General features: G+C 74.1%; 19 protein-coding genes. 10 read left to right on the top strand and 9 right to left on the bottom strand.

All coding sequences use genetic code 11. The annotated features are described in order from the left end of the window. Positions 1–71 precede the first annotated feature (71 nt). Positions 72–1,349 (top strand): glycoside hydrolase family 18 protein, encoded by a 1,278-nt coding sequence (locus tag ACFYYN_RS22105; protein WP_500547196.1) that lies wholly within the window; start codon positions 72–74, stop codon positions 1,347–1,349. A 66-nt stretch (positions 1,350–1,415) separates the two neighbouring features. On the opposite strand, the gene ACFYYN_RS22100 is transcribed toward ACFYYN_RS22105, so the two are convergent. Beyond that, positions 1,416–2,231, bottom strand: coding sequence for a CAP domain-containing protein (locus tag ACFYYN_RS22100; protein ID WP_500547195.1), 816 nt, complete (start codon positions 2,229–2,231; stop codon positions 1,416–1,418). A gap of 448 nt (positions 2,232–2,679) precedes the next feature. Here ACFYYN_RS22100 and cobF point away from each other — a divergent pair, with 448 nt between their 5' ends. From cobF to ACFYYN_RS22075, 5 genes are all read left to right on the top strand, one after another. After that, a complete protein-coding gene (cobF, locus tag ACFYYN_RS22095; RefSeq protein WP_500547194.1) occupies positions 2,680–3,447 on the top strand; it encodes a precorrin-6A synthase (deacetylating) in 768 nt (255 codons plus the stop codon). Between the two features lie 100 nt (positions 3,448–3,547). Next, positions 3,548–4,975: an MFS transporter gene (locus tag ACFYYN_RS22090; RefSeq protein ID WP_500547193.1), complete on the top strand. Its 1,428-nt coding sequence runs from the start codon at positions 3,548–3,550 to the stop codon at positions 4,973–4,975. Positions 4,976–5,188: 213 nt separating this feature from the next. Beyond that, positions 5,189–6,193, top strand: a complete 1,005-nt coding sequence (locus ACFYYN_RS22085) for a glycosyltransferase family 2 protein (protein WP_499510464.1) — start codon at positions 5,189–5,191, stop codon at positions 6,191–6,193. Next, the gene (locus ACFYYN_RS22080) at positions 6,180–6,620 is read left to right on the top strand and encodes a GtrA family protein (RefSeq protein WP_500325048.1); all 441 of its coding nucleotides are present in this window, start codon (positions 6,180–6,182) and stop codon (positions 6,618–6,620) included. The genes ACFYYN_RS22085 and ACFYYN_RS22080 overlap by 14 nt, the downstream gene beginning before the upstream one ends. Next, on the top strand, positions 6,617–7,885 hold the full coding sequence (locus tag ACFYYN_RS22075; RefSeq protein WP_500325046.1) for an NAD(P)/FAD-dependent oxidoreductase: 1,269 nt from the start codon (positions 6,617–6,619) through the stop codon (positions 7,883–7,885). Before ACFYYN_RS22080 ends, ACFYYN_RS22075 begins: the two co-directional genes overlap by 4 nt. Here the strand turns inward: ACFYYN_RS22075 and ACFYYN_RS22070 are convergent. Both ACFYYN_RS22070 and ACFYYN_RS22065 read right to left on the bottom strand, forming a co-directional pair. Beyond that, positions 7,834–8,871 (bottom strand): hypothetical protein, encoded by a 1,038-nt coding sequence (locus tag ACFYYN_RS22070; protein ID WP_500547192.1) that lies wholly within the window; start codon positions 8,869–8,871, stop codon positions 7,834–7,836. The two genes, ACFYYN_RS22075 and ACFYYN_RS22070, sit on opposite strands and share 52 nt — an antisense overlap. Positions 8,872–9,011: 140 nt before the next feature. Next, positions 9,012–10,745: a hypothetical protein gene (locus ACFYYN_RS22065; protein ID WP_500547191.1), complete on the bottom strand. Its 1,734-nt coding sequence runs from the start codon at positions 10,743–10,745 to the stop codon at positions 9,012–9,014. 145 nt (positions 10,746–10,890) lie between these two features. Between ACFYYN_RS22065 and ACFYYN_RS22060 the strand changes: the two genes are divergently transcribed. Together ACFYYN_RS22060 and ACFYYN_RS22055 are read left to right on the top strand one after the other, a co-directional pair. Continuing rightward, positions 10,891–12,660 carry an RNA ligase family protein gene (locus ACFYYN_RS22060; protein ID WP_500547190.1) on the top strand — a complete coding sequence of 590 codons (1,770 nt, stop codon included), beginning with the start codon at positions 10,891–10,893 and terminating at the stop codon, positions 12,658–12,660. A 1-nt stretch (position 12,661) separates the two neighbouring features. Continuing rightward, positions 12,662–15,508, top strand: a complete 2,847-nt coding sequence (locus tag ACFYYN_RS22055; protein ID WP_500547189.1) for a poly(A) polymerase — start codon at positions 12,662–12,664, stop codon at positions 15,506–15,508. A 19-nt stretch (positions 15,509–15,527) separates the two neighbouring features. Here the strand turns inward: ACFYYN_RS22055 and ACFYYN_RS22050 are convergent, their stop codons facing one another. Further along, entirely contained in the window at positions 15,528–16,532 is a 1,005-nt protein-coding gene (locus ACFYYN_RS22050; RefSeq protein WP_500547188.1) for a methyltransferase, read from the bottom strand. A 158-nt stretch (positions 16,533–16,690) separates the two neighbouring features. On the opposite strand from ACFYYN_RS22050, the gene ACFYYN_RS22045 reads away from it, so the two are divergent. Continuing rightward, positions 16,691–18,010, top strand: coding sequence for an acyltransferase family protein (locus ACFYYN_RS22045; protein ID WP_500547187.1), 1,320 nt, complete (start codon positions 16,691–16,693; stop codon positions 18,008–18,010). A gap of 180 nt (positions 18,011–18,190) precedes the next feature. Here ACFYYN_RS22045 and ACFYYN_RS22040 read toward each other — a convergent pair whose 3' ends face one another. The 5 genes from ACFYYN_RS22040 to ACFYYN_RS22020 form a co-directional block, all read right to left on the bottom strand. Then, a complete protein-coding gene (locus tag ACFYYN_RS22040) occupies positions 18,191–18,562 on the bottom strand; it encodes a DUF4259 domain-containing protein (RefSeq protein ID WP_500547186.1) in 372 nt (123 codons plus the stop codon). An 18-nt stretch (positions 18,563–18,580) separates the two neighbouring features. Further along, positions 18,581–19,240, bottom strand: coding sequence for a response regulator (locus ACFYYN_RS22035; RefSeq protein WP_500547185.1), 660 nt, complete (start codon positions 19,238–19,240; stop codon positions 18,581–18,583). A 2-nt stretch (positions 19,241–19,242) separates the two neighbouring features. After that, positions 19,243–20,190, bottom strand: a complete 948-nt coding sequence (locus tag ACFYYN_RS22030) for a HAMP domain-containing sensor histidine kinase (protein WP_500547274.1) — start codon at positions 20,188–20,190, stop codon at positions 19,243–19,245. Between the two features lie 79 nt (positions 20,191–20,269). Continuing rightward, positions 20,270–21,490 (bottom strand): cation:proton antiporter, encoded by a 1,221-nt coding sequence (locus tag ACFYYN_RS22025; protein WP_500325031.1) that lies wholly within the window; start codon positions 21,488–21,490, stop codon positions 20,270–20,272. 4 nt (positions 21,491–21,494) lie between these two features. Beyond that, a complete protein-coding gene (locus tag ACFYYN_RS22020) occupies positions 21,495–21,965 on the bottom strand; it encodes a cation:proton antiporter regulatory subunit (protein WP_500547184.1) in 471 nt (156 codons plus the stop codon). Positions 21,966–22,301: 336 nt separating this feature from the next. On the opposite strand from ACFYYN_RS22020, the gene ACFYYN_RS22015 reads away from it, so the two are divergent. Beyond that, positions 22,302–23,069, top strand: coding sequence for a CAP domain-containing protein (locus ACFYYN_RS22015; RefSeq protein WP_500547183.1), 768 nt, complete (start codon positions 22,302–22,304; stop codon positions 23,067–23,069). Positions 23,070–23,095 lie beyond the last annotated feature (26 nt).

The following is a 23,095-nucleotide window of genomic DNA, read 5'->3' as shown; positions in this document are numbered from 1 at the left end:
TGGTCTAGTCCTTCTAGGGTGTCCCCGCGTCCACGCGCGCTCACGACCGCTTCCTCACCAGAGGTGACTCCATGCCCAGACAGCAGGGATCACGGTTCCGCAGAACGATGGTCGGCCTCGTCGCCGCCGGCACGGCGCTGCTCACCGCGAGCCTGGTCACCGGCCCCGCCGCGGCCCAGCCCGCGCCCGCGGCGGCGTCCCACGGCCACCACGCCCCGCACACCACGGGAGCCACGTCGAAAGTCGTCGGCTACTTCATCGACTGGGGCGTCTACGCCCGCGACTACCACGTCAAGAACATCGTCACCTCGGGCGCGGCCTCGCGGCTCACCCACATCAACTACGCCTTCGGCAACGTGAGCGACGGCAAGTGCGCCGTCGGCGACGAGTGGGCCGACTACCAGAAGCCCTACGACGCGGCCGGCAGCGTCGACGGCGTCGCCGACAGCACCGCGGACGGCGCGCTGCACGGGAACTTCAACCAGCTGCGCAAGCTCAAGAAGCAGTACCCGGACATCAAGATCCTGTGGAGCTTCGGCGGTTGGACCTGGTCGCCCGGCTTCAGCCAGGCCGCGGCCGACCCGAAGGCCTTCGCCGACTCCTGCTACGACCTCGTCGAGGACCCGCGCTGGGCCGACGTCTTCGACGGCATCGACATCGACTGGGAGTACCCGAACGCCTGCGGCATGTCCTGCGACACCAGCGGCCCGACCGCGTACACGGACCTGATGGCCGCGGTACGCCACCGCTTCGGCAAGAAGAACCTGGTCACCGCCGCCATCACCGCCGACGCCTCGGACGGCGGCAAGATCGACGCCGCCGACTACGCGGGCGCCGCGAAGTACGTCGACTGGTACAACCCGATGACCTACGACTACTTCGGCACCTGGTCGGCCACCGGCCCGACCGCCCCCCACTCGCCGCTCACCTCCTACCGCGGCATCCCGGAGAAGACCTCCAACGCGGCGGCGACGATCCGCAAGCTGCGTGGCCTCGGCATCCCGGCCCGCAAGCTCCTGCTGGGCCTCGGCTTCTACGGCCGCGGCTGGACCGGTGTGACGCGGACGGCGCCCGGCGGCGACGCCACCGGCCCCGCCCCCGGCACCTGGGAGGCGGGCAGCGAGGACTACAAGGTGCTCAAGACCCGCTGCCCGGCCACGCGCGTGGTCGCCGGCACCGCGTACGCCCGCTGCGGCGACGAGTGGTGGAGCTACGACACGCCGCTCACCCTCCGCGGCAAGGCGGCCTGGGTGAAGTCACAGGGCCTCGGCGGCGCCTTCTTCTGGGAGCTGAGCGGGGACACCACCAACGGTGAGCTGATCAACGCGCTCGGCCGCGGCCTGCGCTGATCCCACCGCACGTACGCCGGGAGGCCCGGCCGCCACGGGGGCGGCCGGTCCTCCCGGCGTCCTGCGTCAGCGCGCGGCGCCGAAGTCCTGCGTCCAGTAGTTGCCGGGCTGCGCCAGCGCGATCCCTATCTCCTTGTACGAGCAGTCCAGTATGTTCCGCTTGTGGCCCGGGCTGGCCATCCATGCGCTCATCACGCTGGAGGCGGAGGAGTAGCCGTAGGCCACGTTCTCGCCGTAGCTGCTCCAGTCGTAGCCCGCCGAGGAGATGCGGTCGGCGGGGGACGAACCGTCGGAACCGGTGTGCGACATGTTCTGGTGCGAGGCCATGTCCTTGCTGTGGTCCTGCGCGGCCTGGTTCAGCTTGGCGTTGACCTTCAGGGCGGTGCAGCCGGCCTTCGCCCGCTCCTGGTTGACCATGTCGAGCACGGTGGCCGAGGCTCCCGTCAGCGTGGCTCCGGGACCCGCGGCCGGGGAGGCCGGTGCGGCGGACGGTGCCGACGAGGGCGCCGACGAGGGCGCCGACGACGGTGCCGACGAGGGCGCGGAGGCGGGGGCCGAGGGTGCGGCGGAGGGGGCCGAGGGCGCGGCGGAGGGTGCCCAGGACGGCTTCCCGCCCCACTGGCCGCCCTGCGTCCACGTGCCGTCGGCGGACCCGTCGGCGGACCCCTTCCAGGACCCGCCCCACGAGGCGTGGTTCCAGCGGCCCTGGCCCTGGGCCTGGCCACCCTGACCCTGGTCGCCCCGGCCCTGGGACCCGCCGTACTGCGGGCCCTGCTGGCCGCCGACGCAAGCCATGGCCACCGAGGGCACACCCACGGCGGCGACGGCGAGGGCGGCGACGGTGATCTTCCGGAAGGGCTTCATCCGGCGGTGCTTCGTCATTGCGTGACCTCACTCCAGGGTTCGGCGTGCGTGTTCACAACCCACCTGAGCTGCCGTGACGGCTGGCGGGCCCGGCCATTGTGTGGACCGTCCCGAACATCGGGCAATGAAAGATCGGTACTACGCGGACTCGTAGCCGCGGTGCCTCTTGCGCCCGGCGGGTGAGCGTGCCGCGCCGCCGGATCCACAGTGCGGAAGAGACCTGATGGGCCCTCAGATCGCTGTCCCCACCCCGCGAGAGGCCCATGACGCCGTACGGATCGGATACCGTCGCCCCCCTGTGCGAATTATGTCCCATTCCGTTACGGATAGATGTTATATGCCGCGTGGACGCCCGCTACTAAGTCGCACCGTAACCACCCGATCCAGCGTGAGGGACATCACGGGACGCCCCGGGAACAGTTGCCGCGACGGCCGTCACGGGCACACCGCAGGGCACAATCACCGCATGCGACACATCCTCGTCATCGGCATCGGCGCGGGCGATCCCGAACACCTCACCCTTCAGGCGGTCAAGGCGATCGGCCGTACGGACGTCTTCCTCGTCCTCGGGAAACCCGAGGAACGCCAGGACCTGATCCGCTTGCGCCGGCGGATGCTGGACGAGCACGCGCGCCCCGGCCACCGCCTCGTCGAGGTCCCCGACGCCGAGCGCGACCGCACCGCCCCCGGCTACGCCGAGGCCGTCGAGGACTGGCGACGCCGCCGCGCCGACCTGGTGGCCGGACTCCTCGACGCCCACCTCGGCCCCGGCGAGACCGGCGCCTTCCTGGTCTGGGGCGACCCCTCCCTCTACGACAGCGTGATCGCCGTCGTCGAGGAGGTCCTGGCCCGCCGGCCGGGTTCCTTCACCCATGAGGTCGTCCCCGGCATCAGCAGCGTCGCCGCCCTCGCGGCCCGCCACCGCCTCACCCTCACCCGGGTCGGGCGGCCCCTGCAGATCACCACCGGCCGCCGCCTCGCCGAGGGGTTCCCCGAGGACGCCGACGACGTGGTGGTCATGCTCGACGGCGGCGCCGCCTTCGCCGGCCTCGACCCCGAGGGCCTGGACATCCACTACGGCGCCTACCTCGGCACCGAGGACGAGATCCTCGTCTCCGGCCCGCTCGCCGAGACCTCCGAGCGCATCCTCCGGGCGCGCACCGAGGCCCGGGAACGCAAGGGCTGGATCATGGACACCTACCTGCTGCGCCGGCGCCCCGGCGGGCCGAGGTGAGCCACGCGCAGCGCGCGCGGCCGGTCCCGCAACCGGGACCGGACACCCCTTACTGTGACATCCGGTACTGAACCCCTGCGTACGGGATGAGGTCGAGGACGTGCCGTTCGCGGAGGCGGCCGCCGGTGAGGAGCCCGGGCCCGCCGGCGCGCCGGGCCCGGACGCCCGGCCGTGGTCACGGGCACCGCTGCTCGCGGTGTGCGCCGGCTACTTCATGGTCATCCTGGACGTGACCGTCATCAACGTCGCCGTGCCCGTGGTGGGCCGCGAACTGTCGGCCTCGCTCACCGGGATCCAGTGGATCACCGACGGCTACACGATGGTGTTCGCCGGGCTGCTGCTCACCGGCGGGGCCCTCGGCGACCGGCTGGGCAACCGCCGCGTCTTCTGCACCGGCGTGGCCGTGTTCACGGTGTCCTCGGCCGCCTGCGCGCTCGCGCCGGACGCCCCGTCCCTGGTCGCCGCGCGGCTGGCCGAGGGACTCGGCGCGGCGCTGATCGTGCCCGGCTCCCTCGCGCTGCTCCAGCAGGCCTACCCCGTCCCCGCCGCGCGATCGCGCGCCGTCGGGCTGTGGGGCTCGATGGCCGGCATCGCGGCCTCCGCGGGCCCGCTGCTGGGCGGGCTGCTCGTGTCCACGGTGGGCTGGCGGTGGGTCTTCCTGGTCAACCTGCCCGTCGGCGTCGCCTGTCTGGCGCTGACGCTGCGGCACGTCGCGCCCTCGCGCCGGCGCGCCGACCGGGCCCTGGACCTGCCCGCGCAGTGCGCCGTCGTGGCCGCGGTCGCCCTGCTGACCGCCGTCCTCAACGAAGCCGGGCGGCGCGGGTGGTCCGATCCGGCGGTCCTCGCCGGCGCCGGCCTGGCGCTCCTGGCCGTCGTGGCGTTCGCGGTGCGCGAGCGGCTGGCCCGCTCGCCCGCGATCCCACCGCACATGCTGCGCTCCCGGGCGGTCGGCGGCGGCTCGCTGACCGGGCTGCTCTTCAACTTCGCCTTCTACGGCATGGTGTTCACCGCCAGCGTCTCCTTCCAGCACCAGCGCGGCTACAGCGCCCTCGGCACCGGCCTCGCCCTCTTCCCGGCCGTGGCGACGACGATGTTCGCCTCCGTCCTGTCCGGGCGGCTGGCCCGCAGGACCGGGGACCGTCCGCTGGTCGTCACCGGCATGCTGCTGGGCGCCCTCGGGCTCGCCGGCTGGGCCGCGGCGGGTCCCGACCCGGCGTACCCGCTGCTCGTCGCCCCCATGATGGCCGCGGGCTTCGGCACCTCCTTCGCCCTCACCGGCACCACCACCACCGTCATGGCGGCCGCGCCCCCCGGCTACTTCGGGACCGCCTCCGCCCTGTTCAACACCGCCCGCCAGATCGGCAGCACCGCCGGTGTGGCCCTCGGCGGCACCCTCCTCGCCACCGCCGCCGACCACGGCACGGGGCTGCGGCTCGCCATGGCCGCCGGCGCCCTCGCCTACCTGACCGCCGCGGCCCTGGCCCTGCGGTGCGTACCCCGGAAGGCCCGGCCCGCCCCCGCGCGCTGATCGCACGGGGACGGCGCCACGCGCCCTGCGTCCCACCACGCCCTCACCACCTGCCGGAACTGGCTATTCCGTGACCTGAGTGCCGCTCTGCCGTCAACTCGGCGCGTCGCTCCGGAAAGCCTTTGTTCGCCTTCAATTAAGAGTCGATCCATAGGTTCGACAAATGTTTGAGAATCCCCATGAGTGCGCAGTGCACGGTGCGGAGGACCGACGGTGACGACGCAGACCGCTGAATCCGCGACCGCCGTGATCCCGCAGCCGGCGCCGGAATCGGGCGGAACGGCACTGATCTCGTACATCCTCCCCGTGTACAACGAGCAGGACGGCATCCGCCATTTCCACGAGGAGCTGGCCAAGGCCCTCGCCGGGCGGCCGGAATTCCGCTACGAGATCGTGTACGTCAACGACGGCTCCGCCGACGGCTCCCTGACCATCCTCAGGGACCTGGCGAAGAACGACCCCCGGGTGCGGGTGGTCGACTTCGCCCGGAACTACGGCCACCAGATCGCCATCACCGCCGGCCTGGACGAGGCCACCGGCGACGCCGTCATCATCATGGACACCGACCTCCAGGACCCGCCGAAGATCAGCCTGGAGCTGGTCGACGCCTGGCGCGCCGGTGCCGAGATCGTCCACGCGCGCCGCCGTACCCGCCGCGACACGATCTTCAAGCGCACCACCGCGCACGCGTTCTACCGCATCCTGCGCAGCTGGGCCGAGGTGGACATCCCGCTCGACACCGGCGACTTCCGGCTCCTGGACCGGCGGGCGGCCGACGAGCTGCGCCGCTTCCGTGAGCGCAGCCGCTTCGTGCGCGGCATGGTCGCCTCGATGGGGTTCCGGCAGACCGAGGTCCAGTTCGACCGCGACGAGCGCTTCGCCGGGGAGACCAAGTACCCGCTGCGGAAGATGGCCCGCCTCGCCATCGACGGCGTCACGAGCTTCTCCACCGTCCCGCTGCGGCTGATCAGCCGGCTGGGCTTCCTCGTGCTCGCCCTCTCCCTCGCCGGCATCGTGTACGCGCTGGGCATGAAGATCTTCCGGCCCGACATCACGGTGTCCGGCTGGACCATGCTCATGGTCGTCACCCTGTTCCTCGGCGGTACCCAGATGCTCGCCATCGGGGTGCTCGGCAGCTACATAGGACGCATATACAGCGAGGCGCAGAACCGGCCGCTGTACATCGTGCGCGAGGTCCTGCGGCATGACGGCGACTGAGGCGGCCGGGGACGCGGACACCGCGGCCCCGGCTCCGGCAGGTCCCGACCGGCGGGCGGACCTGCGGCAGCTGATCCGCTACGCGCTGGTCGGCGGCAGCGGCGTCGCCCTCGACCTCGTGGCCTTCCTGCTGCTCTTCAACGTGCTCGGCCTCGACGAGCAGGTCGCCAACATCATCAGCACGAGCCTCGGCATCACCAACAACTTCGTGCTCAACGCGATCTTCACGTTCGACAAGCGGGACCGGCTGTTCGTGCGCTTCCTGCGTTTCTACGCGGTCGGCGTCACCGGCATCGCCCTGACCTACGTGCTGTTCCAGGTCTTCACCAGCTGGCTGGGCGTCGACGCGAACATCGTCAAGGCGGGTTCGCTGCCGCTGGTGCTGGCCACCCAGTTCGTGCTCAACAGGAAGTGGAGTTTCGGATGAATCTCGGCATCATCGGTGCCGGCGCCACCGGCCTGACCGCCGCCTACGACGCGGTCAAGGCCGGACACCAGGTCACGGTGCTCGAAGCGGCCGACGAGCTGGGCGGACTCGCGGCGTCGATCCCCATCGGCGGCGTCCCGCTGGAGCGGTACTACCACCACATCTTCCGCAGCGACCGGGACATCATCGAGCTCATCGAGGAGCTCGGCCTCGGCGACGACCTGCGCTTCCACAAGCCCACCACCGGCGTCTACCGGGACGGCGAACTGCACCCCTTCAGCACCCCGCTGGAGATGCTGCGCTTCCCCTCCTTCTCGCTGGTCGACGGCGTGCGCTTCGGTGCCTCCTCCGCGCTGCTCAAGGCCGTCCGCAGCGGTGAGCGCTACAACGACCTCACCGCCCTGGACTGGCTGCGCCGCCGGGCCGGCCGCAAGGCCACCGAGACCATCTGGGAGCCGCTGCTGCGCGGCAAGTTCGGCGACCGGGCCGACGAGGTCTCCATGGCGTGGCTGTGGGCCCGCGTGCACTGCCGCACCTTCGAACTCGGCTACGTGCACGGCGGCTTCGAGCGCGTGTACGCGGCACTGCGCGACGCCGTCGCCGCCCGCGGCGGCAAGGTCGAGTTCGGCAAGAAGGTGGAGACCATCCGCCAGCCCGAGGGTGCCGAGCAGGTCACGGTGACCACCGGCGACGGCGCGTCCTACGCCTTCGACCAGCTCATCGTCACGGTCCCGCAGCCGGTCTTCGCCAAGGCCGCGGACGTCCCCTCAGACGACGCCGTGTGGCGCAACCAGTACCTCGGCGCCACCTGCTTCGTGCTCGAGGTCGACCGCAGCGTGATCCCGTACTACTGGCTCAACATCAACGACCCGGACTTCCCGTTCCTGGCCGTCGTGGAGCACACGCAGATGGTCGACCGCGAGGAGTACGGCGGCCGGCACCTCCTCTACGTCGGCAACTACGTGCCGCGGGACGACTGGCGGTTCACCACCGACCCCGCGGAGGTGCTGGACCGGTACATCCCGTACCTGCAGCGGCTCAACCCGGACTTCGACCGCTCGTGGATCCAGGAGTGGCACTTCTCCCGTGCCCCCTTCGCCCAGCCGGTCGTGACCCCCGAGTACCGCTCGCTCATCCCGGGGCACCGCACCCACATGAGCCGGGTCACGCTCGCCACGATGGCGCAGATCTACCCGCAGGACCGCGGGCAGAGCTACTCCATCGCGCTGGCGCACCGCGTCACGAAGCTCATCGGCGCGAGCTGAGACGCCGGCGGCTGGGGCCCGGCCGGGCGACGCCCGGGCCCCCGCCGCGACCAGCTCCGTTCGTCGCCCCACACCGAGAGCGGATCCACGTAGGGGCGCAGCAGTCCGGTCAGCACCGGGTCGCCGCCTCCCGCCAGTTCGTCCGAGGCCAGCTTCCGCGCGACACCTGCGAGGAAGTCGGCGAGCTGGATCCGCGGGTCGTGGCGCGACTCGGCCAGCCGCAGCCCCGCCGGCCGCAGGTCCGGCGCCAGGCGGGCCCCGAGCCGCGCGATCCGTTCCTCGGTGAGCGAGTTCTGCCGGTCGTGCACGACGTGCACCCGGACCCCGTCCGCGCTCCAGCGCGCCACCGTCCGCTCCAGCGCGGGGAAGAGCGGGTCCAGCGGTTCCACGGCCTCCGGTGCCTGTGCGAGCCGCGCGCGGAACGCCTCCGCCCGCGGCCTGGCCCGCCGCAGCACCTCGACGACCCCGGCCAGGGCGCCGTCACCGCCGTCGGCCGGACCCAGCGCCTCCAGGGCCCGGAAGAACGGGTCGACGGGCGCCGGCCCCGCCTCGTGGTTCCTGGTCCGCGCCAGTTCGTTGGCGGCCCGGAGGAAAGCGCGCCACCGTTCCGCGTCCACGGTGCGGCGCCCCTCGCGGTACAGCGCGGCCGCCCGCGCCGCCGCGGACGGCCCCGGGGCCAGCACGTCGACGACCGCCAGGACCACGAACCACGCCTTGTCGACGAGGTGCACCGAGGCCTTGCCGCCCAGTGGCCCCGCCGGCCCCAGGAACCACTCCAGCACCGCCCGGTGCTTCTCGCGCAGCAGATGGTTCGCCTTGTACTCCTCGGCGGGCGAGCGGATCCGCTCGCGCACCTCCCGCAGCGCCCGGGCCGCCGCGTCGCCCGCGACGCACACGCCCGCGTGCGCGAAGACGTCCGTGTTCCCGCCGATCAGGTTCTCGCCGTCCGAGCCCGACTCGTCGCAGGCGACCTCCAGGAACGTCACCCGCCCATCATTCCGCCCCACCCCCCGCCCCCACCACGCAATTTGCCGCCCCGGTACCGCCGGACGGGGCGGCCCAGGACGGGACGGGACGGCCGGGAGGAGGTCCCGGCCGCCCCGTCCCGGGGATGCGACGACGCGGCCTAGCGGAGCCGGCAGACGACCGGGGTGCGGGGGTTGCCGGTCAGGGGCGGGCAGTCGTAGGTGGACTCGACGGTGGCCGCCAGGGCCTTGTCGACGTTGGCGAGCTGGAACCAGGAGCGCTGCAGGACCGCGTAGGATGCCGGGTCCTCGGTGATGCAGCGGAGGTTCTCCTTGTAGGACGGCAGCTTGTTGACGTCCGGCAGGTACTTGGTGCGCTGCAGGAACGTCGGGACGGGGTAGCGGCACGGCGTCGGGTGGCCCACGTAGTACGCCACGTCGCCGAAGGCGAGGTAGAGGACCGGCGCGCCGTCCGGGATCTGCCGGTTGACCTCGGCGGCCTCCACCGCGGTCTGGTCGGACCGCGCGGCGAAGGCACCGTTGCCGTAGACGACGTGGCCGGCGTTCATCAGCTGCGGCGAGCCGGGCCAGATCGCGGCGGCCAGGCAGAAGACCCCGACGACCGCCGAGAGCGCGACGGCGGCGGCGGCCAACCGGCCGGGGCGGGCCGGGCGTACGGCGGTCCTGCGGGCGAGCAGCAGGTCGGCCGTGGCGGCGAGCAGTGCGACGAGGGCGGCCGCCCAGCCGGCGGCGACGCCCTGCACGGCGTGCGGGGACTGCTCGGCGAACGGCACGAAGGCCGCGTAGACCGCCGTGACCGCGGTGAAGAACAGCGGCGGCCTGCCGTGCGCGCGGTACCAGGCGGCGACCGCGAGGCCCCACAGCGCGGCCGCGCCCACCGGGAGGGAGGCGGCGTGGTAGCCGAACCAGTTGCCCTGCACCGCGACCGCGGCCACGCACACGAGGATGATCAGGGCGGCCAGCGCGGCCAGTTCCGCGCGGCGGCGGCGGTCCTCCTGACGGGACAGCAACAGCAGCAGCGCCGCAGGCAGCAGCGCGACGACGGGGCTGAGGTAGGCCCGGTCCACCAGGAAGGACGCGGACTTGTCGAGCAGGAAGGAGGGGTCGAGCCCCTTGCGGGTGAGGGCGCCCTGGTTGATCTTCGGCATGTCCTTGGCCCACTGCAGCTCCCGGGAGCCGGCCAGGACGCTGATCCCGAAGAGCACCAGTGAGGAGACGCCCGTGACGAGGCCGAGCCGCACCGCGCGCATCCGGTCGACGGCGAAGAGCAGCAGCAGTGCCATCAGGGCGGTGGCCGCGGTGGAGTACTTCATCATGACCGCCAGGCCCAGCGGCAGTGCCGCCACGGCGGCCGCCGGCCACGGCCGTTCGATGCCGAGGGCGGCGGCGATCGCCAGGACCGACAGCAAGGTCGCGGTCCACTCGGGCTGCAGGAAGTCGATCTTGGGGGCGAAGGCCAGTGCCAGCGCCACCACTGCGGCGGTGAGCGTCGCGTCGCGCAGCGGGAGCCGCCGGGCCAGCGCCGTGCGCAGGGCCAGACCGGTCGCCGCGCAGAGCAGGACGGCCGCGATGCGGATGATCATCTCGCGGGTCGCGGTCGATCCGAAGGTGAGCGAGTCCAGACCGGCCACGAACCAGCGGTAGAAGAGCGGCCGGTGCACGAAGGTGTCCGATACCGAGAATCCCCCGCCCTTCGCGCTGCGCAGGCAGGCCAGGACGTACCGGAGGTCCCCGTTCATGCCCGAGGTGATCGCCGAGTAGCCGAGCAGGACGACGGCCGTGGTAGCCCCGCCCCACAGCGCCGGCCGGAGGGTGCGGCGACGTGTCGGCAGGGGGAGCAGCCTATTGAGCGTGAGGAAGCCGGAATCGTTCACGGGCAGAACTTAGCACCCAATTAATTGGCTTATATGTATCGGGAATGGGGATGCCACGCATTAACCGTTCGTTTTCCCGGAATTCATTCCTCCCCGGTGGTGCGCCTCGATTAATCGGTGGCCCACGGGCTCCCGCGCTCCTACAGTGAGCGCGCACCACATCGTCACGGGGGAATCCGGCCGCACGCACTATCCACGCACACCTCACCTGCCCTGGTCGCCCGGGGCCACGCCGGACGACATATGCGCCGGGGACGCCGGAGCGCTCCGGGGCCGCGAGGTCGTCGTCACCGAGAAACTCGACGGCGAGAACACCACGCTCTACCGGGACGGGATGCACGCCCGGTCGCTCGACTCGGCCCACCACCCCTCCCGGGCGTGGGTCAAGGCGCTCCAGGGGCGGATCGGCCCCTCCCTCCCGCCCGGCCTGCGGGTGTGCGGGGAGAACCTGCACGCCCGCCACTCCCTCGCCTACCAGGACCTGGACAGCTGGTTCTACGGCTTCTCCGTCTGGGACGGCGACCGGTGCCTGGACTGGGACCGCACGGCCGGATTCCTGCGGCGCCTCGGGATCCCGGTGCCCCCCGTGCTGTGGCGCGGCACGTACGACGAACGCGCGCTGCGCGCCCTGCGCCTGGACACCTCGCGCCGGGAGGGCTACGTCGTCCGCACCGTCGACGGCTTCCGGTACGAGGAGTTCGGCCGCCACGTCGCCAAGTGGGTACGCGCAGCCCATGTGACCACCGGCACCCACTGGATGCACGCCCCCGTCGTGGAGAACGGTCTGGGCCCGGCCGCCCCGCTGTGGGCGGTGCGCTCCGGCGCGGCCCCGGACGCCGGCGCGCTCGCCGCCGCCGTGGGCGTCGCCGTCACCGGCCCCTGCGCCGCCGACCGTACCGCCGACGTCTCCGCCCGGCTGGACGTTCTCGGCCGCACCGGGGACGCACGGCTGGCCGGGGTCCTCGCCGCCCTGATGCACGACACCCCCCGCGCCCGCCTGGCGGCCCGCCTCGCCGGGCCGCTCACCATGCCCCAGGCCCGGCGCGTGGCCGACCTGGCCGGACTGCACGCGGCCCTGCACCGCCCGTACCCCGACGAGGCGCGCGCGGCCGGCCTGGCCCGCATGGCGCTCGCCGCCGACCTGGGCGTCCTGCACGCCGTGGCGGCCGCCGCGGCGCCCGACGACGCCGCCCGCGAGCAGACCGAATGGTCGGCGCTGCACGCCGAGGAGGCCGGCCTGCTCGGACCCGACCCGTTCGGCCCGCTGCGCCACGGACTGCGCGGACCCCTCGCCGGGCTCGACCCCGCCGCCGCCGACCGCTGCTGGGCGGAGGCCCGCGCCGCGTATGCCGCCGGGCGGATCGGCGGCGCGGAGGAGGCCGTGGCCGCCACCTGGCGGTGGCGTTCCGCGGAGTTCCCCCGTCTGATCCACCTGACCGGACCGGCGGGCAGCGGCAAGAGCACCTTCGCCGGCACGCTGCCCGGCGCGGCCGTCCGCATCGCCCTGGACGACCTGCGCCTCGCCCGCGGCTCCCGCGCCGACCAGCGCGCCAACGCCGACGTCCTGCGCGAGGGGCTGCGCCGGCTCGACACCGCCCTGGCCGGGCGTGCGACGGTGGTGTGGGACGCCACGTCCCTCAATCCGCACCAGCGCTCCCTGGTGCACGCGGTGGCCCGCCGCCGCGACGCCCTGATCACGCACGCGGTGACCCTGGTCGACGAGGACGAGCTGACCCGGCGCAATGCCGGCCGCGCCCACCCGGTGCCCCCCGCCGTGCTGACCGCGCAGGCCCGCCGGTTCGCCCCGCCGTACCCCGGCGAGGCCCACCGCACCTGGTACGTCGGCGCGGGCGGCACCGTCGAGGACACCGACGGCTCGCTCGGCGGCGGCGCCGCGGCCGGACAGGAGGCGTGACATGCGCACCAGCGAGGAGATCTACCACCGCGTCCGCTGGGACGCCCGGTTCGACCCGGCGCGCTTCGTGATCGGCGTCCACCAGCGCGGCGCCGCGCCCAAGCGCATCCCGCTGCCCGCGTTCGTGCCCGGTGGCGAGATCCCCTGGCATCGCGTGCTGTTCGTCGAGGCGGACGGAGAGCTCGTCTGGGACCGGGCCACCGGCACCGACCGCATGGACGCCACCGACGCCGGACGCGTCCGCGATCCGCGCCTGCTGCGCCCGCCGTTCTTCACCGCCCGCGTCGCGCACGCCTGGGACGAGGACGGGCAGCGCTGGCGGCCCGCCGGGCAGGCGACACCCGGCCGGGCGGGCACGGCAGGCGGCGGCCGGGTGCGGGTCCTGACCTGGAACACCCTGTGGGACCGGTACGACAGCCACCGCATCGACACCGACCGCCGCCGCCCCCTGCTGCTGAGCGCCCTGGAGGAGGCGGACGCCGACGTCATCGCCCTGCAGGAGGTCGAGCCCGCGCTGCTCGACATGCTGCTGCGGGCCCCCTGGGTGCGCTCCCGCTACACCCTGGGCACCGACCCGGACGGACGTAACACCGACGACAGCGGGGTGCTGTTGCTCAGCCGGCTGCCCGTACGGGAGGCCGCCCGGCACACCCTCGGCCCGCACAAGGCCGTCGCCGCGATCACCGTCGAGACGGCCGCCGGTCCGCTCGTGGTCGCCGCCACCCACCTCAGCAGCGACCACTCCGAGGACGGTCCGGCCCGCAGACAGGCCGAACTCGCCCGGCTCGCCGAGGGACTCGCCGGCGTCGAGGGCGACCTGCTGCTGCTCGGCGACTTCAACGACGGAAGCGACGGGCCGGCCCTCGCCCTCGGCCTGCGCGACGCGTGGACCGAGGCGTACGGGCCGGACGACCACACCCCCACCTTCGACCCGGCCGTCAACCCGCTGGCGGCGGTCTCCTCGCTCAGCGGCCGTGCCTCCCGGCTCGACCGCGTCCTGCTGCGCGAAGGCGGACCCCGTGTCACCGGCGCCGCACTGCGCGGCGACGCCCCGACGGCGGAGGGCCTGTTCGTCTCCGACCACTACGGCGTGGAGGTCACCCTCGCCCTTGCGGCGGGCGCGGAGGACGAAGCCGAGGACGTCCTCGACCTGCCGCCCACCGCGCGCACCGCCGTGGCCTGGCTGCCACCGGACGAGTCGTGGCCCGCGGTCCAGGCCGTCCGCCGTGACCACGATCCGCAGATCCACCGCTGGCCGCCGCACGTCAACCTGCTCTTCGGCTTCGTGCCGGAGGCCGCGTTCGAGCGCGCGGCGCCGCTCCTGTCCGAGGCCGCGGCCGGCGTCCTTCCCTTCACCGCCCGCCTCGACGGGGTGCACACCTTCGGGCACCGCGAGGACGCCACCGTCTGGCTCGACCCGGCGGCCGACGGCGGCACCTCCTGGACGGTCCTCCAGCACGCCTTCGCCCGCCGTTTCCCCCGCTGCCGGGGCCGCGCCGAGGGCTTCACCCCGCATCTGTCGCTCGGCCGCACCCGGGACCCGTTGCGGGTGGCCGCCGAGTGCGCGGCCCGGCTGCGCGGGACGACGGCACAGGTCGGCGAACTCGTCCTGCTCTCCCGGCGCGGGGACGAACCGATGCGGGTCCGGGCCACGGTCGGACTCGGCACGGGGGAGCTGCGCTGGGTACCCGACACCGCCGGCACCGGCGCACCCGACGTCACCGGGGCACCCGACGACGTCCCGCACGCCGAGGAGACCGCGCGGCGCGTCGCCGACGCCCTGGGCGACGGCGTGGTCCACCTCGCCGGCTCCCGCCGCATGGGGTGCGCGCTGCCCGGCGCGGACCTCGACCTCGTCGCTGCGCTGCCGGGCACGGTGGACATGGCGGAGGTCCGGGTCAAGGTGGCCGCCGGGCTGCCGGAGGCCACCCGCCTCCGGCAGGTGACCGGCGCCCGGGTGCCGGGACTGCGCTTCCGCGTCGGCGCGCTGGACGTCGACCTCGTCGTCGTCGCCACCGGCGGCCTCGACCCCGCCGAGGCCGTCGCCCGCCGCACCGAACTGGGCGAGGCCGCCGCCGTCGCGCTGAGCGCCGTCAGTGACGCCGACGCGGTCCTCGAACTCGCCGATGACCATGACCGCTTCGCGGGTCTCGCCCGCGAGGTCAAGGCCTGGGCCCGGGCACGCGGCCTGGACTCCGCCCCCTTCGGCGGCCTGCCCGGTCTGGCCTGGGCGCTGCTCGCCGCCCGCACCGTCCACGACGCCCCCGGCCTGACCGGCGCCGGACTGCTCCGGCACTTCTTCGCCACCTGGGCCGCCTGGGACTGGCGTCAACCGGTGGGCGCCGCCGGGCAGTCGGGCCCGGCGATCTCCATCGCCACCCCCACCGAGCCCGTCCGCCCGTGCACCGCGCACGTCGGCCCGGACGGCCGCGACCTGCTCGCCCGGGAGCTCTACCGCGCCTGGGAGCTGCTGGAGTCCGCGGACGGCACGGGAACCGGCCCCCTTCCCGCCCTCGCCGCCCCGCCCACGCTCCACCGCCGCCACGCGGCCTGGGCGGTGCTGGCCGTGCACGGCGCGACGGAAGAGGAGTTCGAGGACACCCTCGGCCGGGTCAGGGGCCGTGTCCGCGCGCTGCTCACCGCGCTGGAGGACGCCGGCACCGGCGGCGTCCACGCCTGGCCACGCCCCTTCCGCACCACCCCTCGTTCCGCCCACTACGCCGTCGGCCTCGGCCCCACCCCGCCCGACGCGGCCGGCCTCGCCGGGATCACCCGCGCGTGGAGCCGGGGCCTGCCCGGTACCGAGGTGACGTGGGCGGAGGGCGGCGCCGTGCCGACGCTGCGGTGAGGGCGGGCGCGCGACGCGGTCAGGCGGCCCTGAACTCGACGATCCCGATGTCCCCCGCCGTACGCACCGACGACACCCGCAGCCCCGCGTCCGCGCCGAGCGCGGTCAGCGCGGCGACCCCGCGCTCACGGCCGCCGAAGTACACGAGCATGCGCAGGTCCATCGCGGCCACCGTCGACTCGCGGTCGGCGCCCACCTTCTCCACGACGAGCACCCGGCCGTGCTCCCCTGCGGCCTCGGCGCAGCGGCGCAGGACGGACCGTGCCGCGTCGTCGTCCCAGTCGTGCAGGATCGCGCAGAGCAGGTAGCCGCCGGCCCCCTTGGGCAGTGCCTCGAAGAAGCTGCCCCCCAACGCGTCGCCGCGGCCGCCGAGCCCGGCCGCCGCCAGCGTCGCGCGGGCCGCACCGGCCGTGGCGGGCTGGTCCACCACGGTGCCGCGCAGCTCCGGGAAGGCGGTGAGCAGCGCCGCCAGCAGCGTCCCGTTGCCGCCGCCCACGTCGACGAGGTGCCCGAGCGCGCCCCAGTCGTACGCCGGGACCAGCGCGCTCGCCCACTCGGCGACGTCCACCCCCATCGCGCGGTCGTACGAGCGGGTCCGCTCCTCGTCCGCCGCCAGGTCCTCCCAGAACCCGCGGGCGTACTGGCGCGGGAAGGCGGCCGTGCCCGTGCGCACGCTGTGCGGCAGCTGCACGAAGGCCAGTTCGGCCCGGCCCAGGCCGCCCTCGGTGTCCAGCCACTCCCGCAGCCCGCCCGGGTGGTCCGACCTCAGCTCCTCGCCCCGGACCGTCAGCGCGTACCGCCCGCCCCCGTCGCGGGTCACCACCCCGACACCGGTCAGGTGCCGCAGCAGGCGGTCCAGCGCCCCCGACTCCGCCCCGGTCTCCTGCGCCAGCTCGGTGGCCGTACGGGGCCCTTCCGCCAGGTGGTCCGCCACCTTGAGCGTGGCCGCCGTGCGCAGCGCCATCGGGGTCACCAGGTCCGCCAACCGCCACAGGGACACGTCCCGTTGCTCCTCGTCCGCCATCAGCAACTCCCTCTCCTCGTGACCGACCGGCCAGCCTCGCCCCGACCCGCGGGCCCCGCAAGCGATTTACCCCGGTCAGGTTGCGCTGCGGGTACGAATCGGTTGCGGCCGGGGCCAACCGCGGCGCCACGGACGGGGGTGGGGCAGCATGACCGGGCATGGAGCGAGACCGGTACGTCGACTTCCTGCGGGCCCTGGCGATCTGCATGGTCGTGCTCGGCCACTGGCTGATCACCGCCCTCGTCCCGGAACCGGGCGGGGGCATCGTGGCGCCCGAGCTCCTGGCGGAGATCCGCTGGACGCAGTGGCTGACCCTGGGCTTCCAGATCATGCCGCTGTTCTTCCTCGCCGGGGGCCATGCGGCGGGCGGCTCCTGGGCCCGCGCCCGGGCGGCGGGAGGCACGGCGGCCCCCTGGGTCGCGCGGCGGGCCCTGCGCCTGCTGCTGCCCGCGGCCGCCTACTGCGGGCTGGTGCTGCTCGCGGTCGCGATCTGCTCGGCGGCCGGCGTGGACCGGCGCACGCTCGAGCTCGCGGGATGGGCGATGGCCATGCAGTTCTGGTTCCTCCCGGTGTACCTGCTGCTCAGCGCCCTCACCCCGGTGCTGCACGCGGCACACCGGCGCTGGGGGCCGCGGGTCCCGGTGGCGATGGGTGCCCTCGCGGTGGCGGCGGGCGCATCGGTGATGGCGGGCGCCCCGGTTCTCACCGGGCTGGTGAACTACGTCCTGGTCTGGGGCGTCGCGTACCAGCTCGGGTTCTGCTGGCGCGACGGGCAGTTGACGCGCCTGCCCGCCGCCGCGATGGCGGCCGGAGGCGCGCTGGCCTTCACGGCGCTGATCACCCTCGGGCCGTACCCGGTGAGCCTGATCCGGGTCACCGGGGAGACGGTCGGCAACACCGACCCCCCGTCCCCGGCGATGCTGGCCTGGGTGGTGGCCCAGGCCGGCGCGTGCCTGCTGGCCGCGTCGGCCGTCCGGCGGGCGCTGGAGGGCGCACGCATGGGACGGGCCGTCGGGTTCCTGGGCGGCGCGAGCATGACCCTGTACCTGTGGCACATGCTGCCCGTGCTGCTCGCCGCCGTGTTCTACCTGGTCGGTCTCGCCCCCGACGCCGCCTTCGGCAGCGCCGCCTGGTGGGCGCTGCGCGTGCCCTGGATGCTGGTGCTCGCGGTGTTCCTGGCGGGCGTGCTGGTCGCACTGCGGCCGCTGGAGCGTGCGCTCGTCCGCCTGTTCGGCGCCGTCGCCCCGCCGGCCGACGCCCGCTACGACCGCCCCGCCCTGCTGTGGACCGGACTGGCCTGCAGCACGGCCGCCCTCGCCTACTGGTCGGTGCACGGCCTGGCCCCAGCCGGCCGGTTCCCCGCCCTGCCCGCCCTCGCGTTCGCCTTCGGCGCGGCCCTTGTGGCGCTGCCCCACCGCCCGGCGGCACGCCCGACCCGTCAGGGGGAACCGGGGACGCCCGCGGAAGAGGCCGCCTGACGCCGACGTCGCCGCCGGGCGGCGGGTTCGCCGCGTGCGTCGTGGTGGGCCTCCCTGCCCGGCGCCGGGTCGCGGTCGGTTCGCATGACGCCGTGTCGTCTTCGGGGCGGGCCGGGTGTTGTGGCCGCCCCGCCCCGCCCGTCCCGCCCGCATGGACGCGGCGCTCGGCGCGTGCGGTGGTCAGGTCCTGCGTTCGGCGAGTTCGGCCAACGCGTCGAAGGTGCGGACGAGGACCGCGCGCCGCCCGGCGCGGTGCTCCGGCGAGGGAGCCACGTCGTCGATCGCCCCGTCCCAGGCGGCGAGGAAGGCCGCCTTCCACTGCCGGACCGTCGCGCCCGCGGGGAGCACCGCGCCCGCCCAGCCCTGGGTGGCGATCAGGTGCAGCAGCTCCACGTTGCAGGGCACGGCCACGCCCCAGTACTCGTCGGGCTCCAGCGCCCCGGGGGCGCCGGCGACGGCGTCCTCGACCTCGCGGACCAGCCGCCCGGTGAGAACGGACAGATGGTCCGCCGCCGTGTCCTCGTCGAAGTTGCCGCTGCCCCAACCGCCCACCGTTCCTCGTTCCTCCGCTCAGGGTTCGATCAGCCCGGCCCGGATCGCGTACCGGGTGAGCTCCAGGCGGTCGCGCAGGCCCAGCTTCTGCAGAATGTTGGCACGGTGGCGCTCGACCGTCTTGGCGCTGATGAAGAGGATGTCCCCGATCTCCTTGGAGGTGTGGCCCTCGGCGACCAGCTTCAGGATCTCCTCCTCCCGGTCGGTGACGGCCCGCGCGGGCAGCGGCTCGCCCCGCCGGGCGCGTTCCAGGAGGTCGCGCACCAGCGCCGTGACCGCGCCCGGGTAGATGAACGGTTCGTCGCGCACGGCGGCGCGGCAGGCCTCCACGAGGTCCCGGTCGGCGACGGACTTCGGGACGTAGCCGCTGGCCCCGGCACGCAGCGCCTCGAAGAAGAACTGCTCGTTGTCGTGCATCGTCAGCATGAGGATGCGCAGTCCGGGCCGCAGCCGGGACAGTTCGCGGGCCGCCTGGAGCCCGGTGAGGCGGGGCATGGCGATGTCGAGGACGGCCAGGTCGAGTTCGTGGGCGCGGGCCTGCTCGATGGCCTCGGCGCCGTCCCCGGCCTCCGCGACGACGGTCAGGTCCGGTTCGTCGTCGAGGATCATCCGCACGCCGCGGCGCACCAGCGCGTGGTCGTCGGCGAGCAGGATCCGGGTCTTCGCCGCGTCGGGCACGGTCAGCGGTCCTCCTCGCGGGCGGGGACGTCGAGCCGCACCTCGGTGCCGCCGTCGGGTCCCGGACGGAGCGTGAGGCGCGCCCCGATGAGCAGGGCGCGTTCGCGCATCCCCCGGATCCCGGCGCCCTCCGGGGCGGCGCCGAGGCCCTTGCCGTCGTCGCGGACGGTCAGGCGGGCACCGGTGGCGGTGCGTTGCAGCAGGAGGTCTACCCGGCCGGCGCCCGCGTGGCGCGCGGTGTTGGTCAGGCCCTCCTGGGCCACCCGGTAGAGGACCAGCTCGGTCTGCTCGTCCAGGGCGGGCAGGTGGGGGTCGATGCGGTGGCGCACGGCCAGTGCGGGGGAGGTGAACTCGGCGGTCAGCGCCCGCAGGGCGCTGGGCAGGCCGAGTTCCTCCAGGACCCCGGGCCGCAGCCGGCGCGCGATGCGGCGGATCTCCTCCAGGCCGGCGCGGGTGGTCTCGCGGACCTGGTGCAACTCCTCGCGCAGCGGGCCGGGCGCGAGTTCGGTGACGTGCTTGAGCTGGAGCAGCACCGCGGTGAGCGTCTGCCCGACCTCGTCGTGGAGTTCCTGGGCGATGCGCTGCCGCTCGGCCTCCTGGCCGGAGAGCACGTGGGCGCTGCCGGCGGCCTGTTCGCTCTCCAGCCGGTCGAGCATGGTGTTGAAGGTCGTGATGAGTTCGGCGATCTCGCCGTGCCCGGCGGCGGACGGCCGGCGCCCGGGACGCAGCAGGTCCGCCGCCGCCATGGCCCGGGTCAGCCGGCGCAGCGGCGCCAGCCCGACCCGGAGCAGCACGGCGTTGGCGACCAGCATCGCGACCAGGCCCGCCACGACCACCGCCGCCTCGGCCGGCAGGACGGGGGAGGAGACCGTGACCGGCCCCAGCAGCAGCATCGTCGCCACCATCAGTACGACGGCGTTGAGCAGGAAGATCCGCCAGAACAGCGACACGGCCACGGGCCTCCTCTCAGGGGAAAGCGGGAACCGGGGGACAGCGAGCATGCGGGAAGCGGACGACGGGCGCGCGGGGTCAGTCCCCGGCGACGGGGGACGGGGTGCGCTCCGGCTCGGAGCCGCTCGTAAGGGCCGCCGGGGCGCGGCGCCCGGCCAGTGCCCGGGCCAGCGGCTCGGTGTAGCGGGCCGTCAGGGGGCCGAAGACCACCAGCAGCAGCACGTACGCCGTGGCCAGCGGGCCCAGCGCGGGCTCGATGCCGGCCGTGACCCCCAGCCCCGCGATGACGATGGAGAACTCGCCCCGCGCCACGAGCGCGCCGCCCGCCCGCCACCTGCCGCGCACCGCGACCCCGGCGCGGCGCGCCGCCCAGTAACCGGTGGCGATCTTGGTGAGCGCGGTGACGACCGCGAGCGCCAGCGCCGGCAGCAGGACCGGCGGGATGCTGGCCGGGTCGGTGTGCAGACCGAAGAAGACGAAGAACACGGCCGCGAACAGGTCCCGCAGCGGGCTCAGCAGCGAGTGGGCGCCCTCGGCGACCTCCCCGGACAGCGCGATGCCGACCAGGAACGCGCCCACCGCCGCCGACACCTGCAACTGCTGGGCGATGCCCGCCACCAGCAGCGTCAGGCCCAGCACGACGAGCAGCAGCTTCTCGGGGTCGTCGCTGGAGACGAACCGGGAGATCACGCGCCCGAAGCGGACCGCGACCAGCAGCACCAGGCCCGCGGCGCCCAGCGCCACGGCCAGCGTCACGCTGCCCGCCGCCCAGCCGACTCCGGCCAGCAGGGCGGTAAGGATCGGCAGGTACACCGCCATCGCCAGGTCTTCCAGGACCAGGATGCTCAGGATCACCGGCGTCTCGCGGTTGCCGAGCCGCCCGAGGTCGCCCAGCACCTTCGCGATGACCCCGGAGGAGGAGATCCAGGTGACGCCCGCCAGCACCACCGCGGCCACCGGGCCCCAGCCGAGCAGCAGCGCCGCGACCGCGCCGGGCAGGGCGTTGAGCGCGATGTCGACCAGGCCCGACGGGTACTGCGTCCGCAGGTTCCCGATCAGATCGCTCGCGGTGTACTCCAGGCCGAGCATCAACAGCAGCAGGATGACGCCGATCTCGGCGCCGATCGCCACGAACTCCTCGCTGGTGCCCAGCGGCAGGATCCCGCCCTCGCCGAAGGCGAGCCCGGCCAGCAGGTAGAGGGGGATGGGGGAGAAGCGCAACCGCCCGGCGACCCTGCCCAGCAGGCCGAGACCGAGGATGATGGCGCCGAATTCGATGAGGAAGACCGCGGAGTGCAAGGACTCACTCCCGCCCGAGTATCGCGGCGGCGGCCTCGACACCCTCACGGGTGCCGATGACGATCATCGTGTCGCCGCCGGCCAGGCGGAAGTCCGGTGCGGGGGAGGGCATCGCGTCCGCCCTGCGCAGCACGGCGACGATGGAGGCGCCGGTGTCCGTGCGCATCCGCGTCTCGCCGAGCAGGCGGCCGTTCCAGTACGAGGTGACGGGCAGTTCGATGCGCTCGGCGACCAGACCGAGGTCGGTCGTGTGCAGCAGGTTCGGGCTGTGGTGCGTCGGCATCAGCGCGTCGATCAGCGACGTCGCCTCGGGCCCGGTCAGCCGCAGCGACTGCGCGCACGCGTCCGGGTCGTCGGCCCGGTACACGTTCACCGTTCGCGATCCGTCGCGGTGGGCGACCACCGACAGATGACGCCGGTCCCGCGTGGTGAGGTCGTACCGGACACCGATGCCCGGCAATGGTGTCGTGCTCATCCGCGGAGCAGGCACAGCTCGGTTCCCTTCACGGACGGCGTGCCGCCGCCCGGTTGCTCGTCCGTTTCGCCCCCCGTGGGTCCTCATCCTTTCATCCGGGCGAACCGGGCCGATATGGGTGCTGACACCCATCGCGGGCCCGGTGTGACGGTTCCCACACCCGGAACGGAAAAGGCCGGGAGAACCGGTGCCTTACCTGAGCGCAGCCTTATGTGTTCTTGAAGATCCGCCCCCGACCGGCGAGTTCTCCGCCACGGGCGCCTAGGGTCGCAGTGCCCGGCACACCACGTTCGGACGTGCCCGGTGGAGTTCCCGTCGTCCGGAGGTACCCCGCGCATGAGTTCCCACAGGAAACGACACCGCGCCCGCCGCGCCCCCTCGGCGCGGTCCTGGCCGCTGGCCGCCGCGGTGGCGACGGTCGCCGCGGGCGCCCTGGTGGGGGTCGGTGCGCAGTACGGGAACAACGGCGGCAAGGACGAGGCCTCGCTGGCGGCCGGCGACCGGGAGGCCGACGACCCCCTCGCGTCCGACGCGCGCCCGGAGACCGCGAGCCCGAGTCCGACGACCGCGAGCCCCAGCGCCTCCGCCACCCCGGAGCGGCGCAAGCCGGCCTCGCGGCCCACCCGCACCCCGCGGCCATCCGCCACCCCGACCCGTACGGTGGCCCCGTCACCGGCCTCGACGACGGTCGCGGCGCAGCCCTCGCGGTCCGACGCCGACGACTCGGTGGTCGAGGAGATCGTCCGGCTGGTCAACGAGGAGCGCGCCTCCGCCGGATGCCGCCCGGTGACGCTGGAGGACCGGCTCACCGAGGCCGCCCAGGACTACACGGACGTGATGGCCCGCTCGGGCGAGCTCTCCCACACCGGGCCCGACGGGTCCACCATGGCCGGGCGCGTCGAGGCGGCCGGGTACCAGTGGTCGGCCCTCGGCGAGAACATAGCCGTGGGCCAGCGGACCGCCGCCGCCGTGATGGACGCCTGGATGCACAGCGAGGGGCACCGGGCGAACATCCTCAACTGCACCTTCGAGCAGATCGGAGTCGGCGTGAACACGTCGTCCAACGGTCCCTGGTGGACCCAGGACTTCGGCACGCCCCGCTGAACCGCCGACCGGCCGGTCAGCTGGGG

This window comes from Streptomyces sp. NPDC001902, assembly GCF_042891295.1.
Taxonomy (GTDB): domain Bacteria; phylum Actinomycetota; class Actinomycetes; order Streptomycetales; family Streptomycetaceae; genus Actinacidiphila.
The sequence above is the reverse complement of the archived record's forward strand: the minus strand, read 5'-3'. Positions and strand labels throughout refer to the sequence as shown.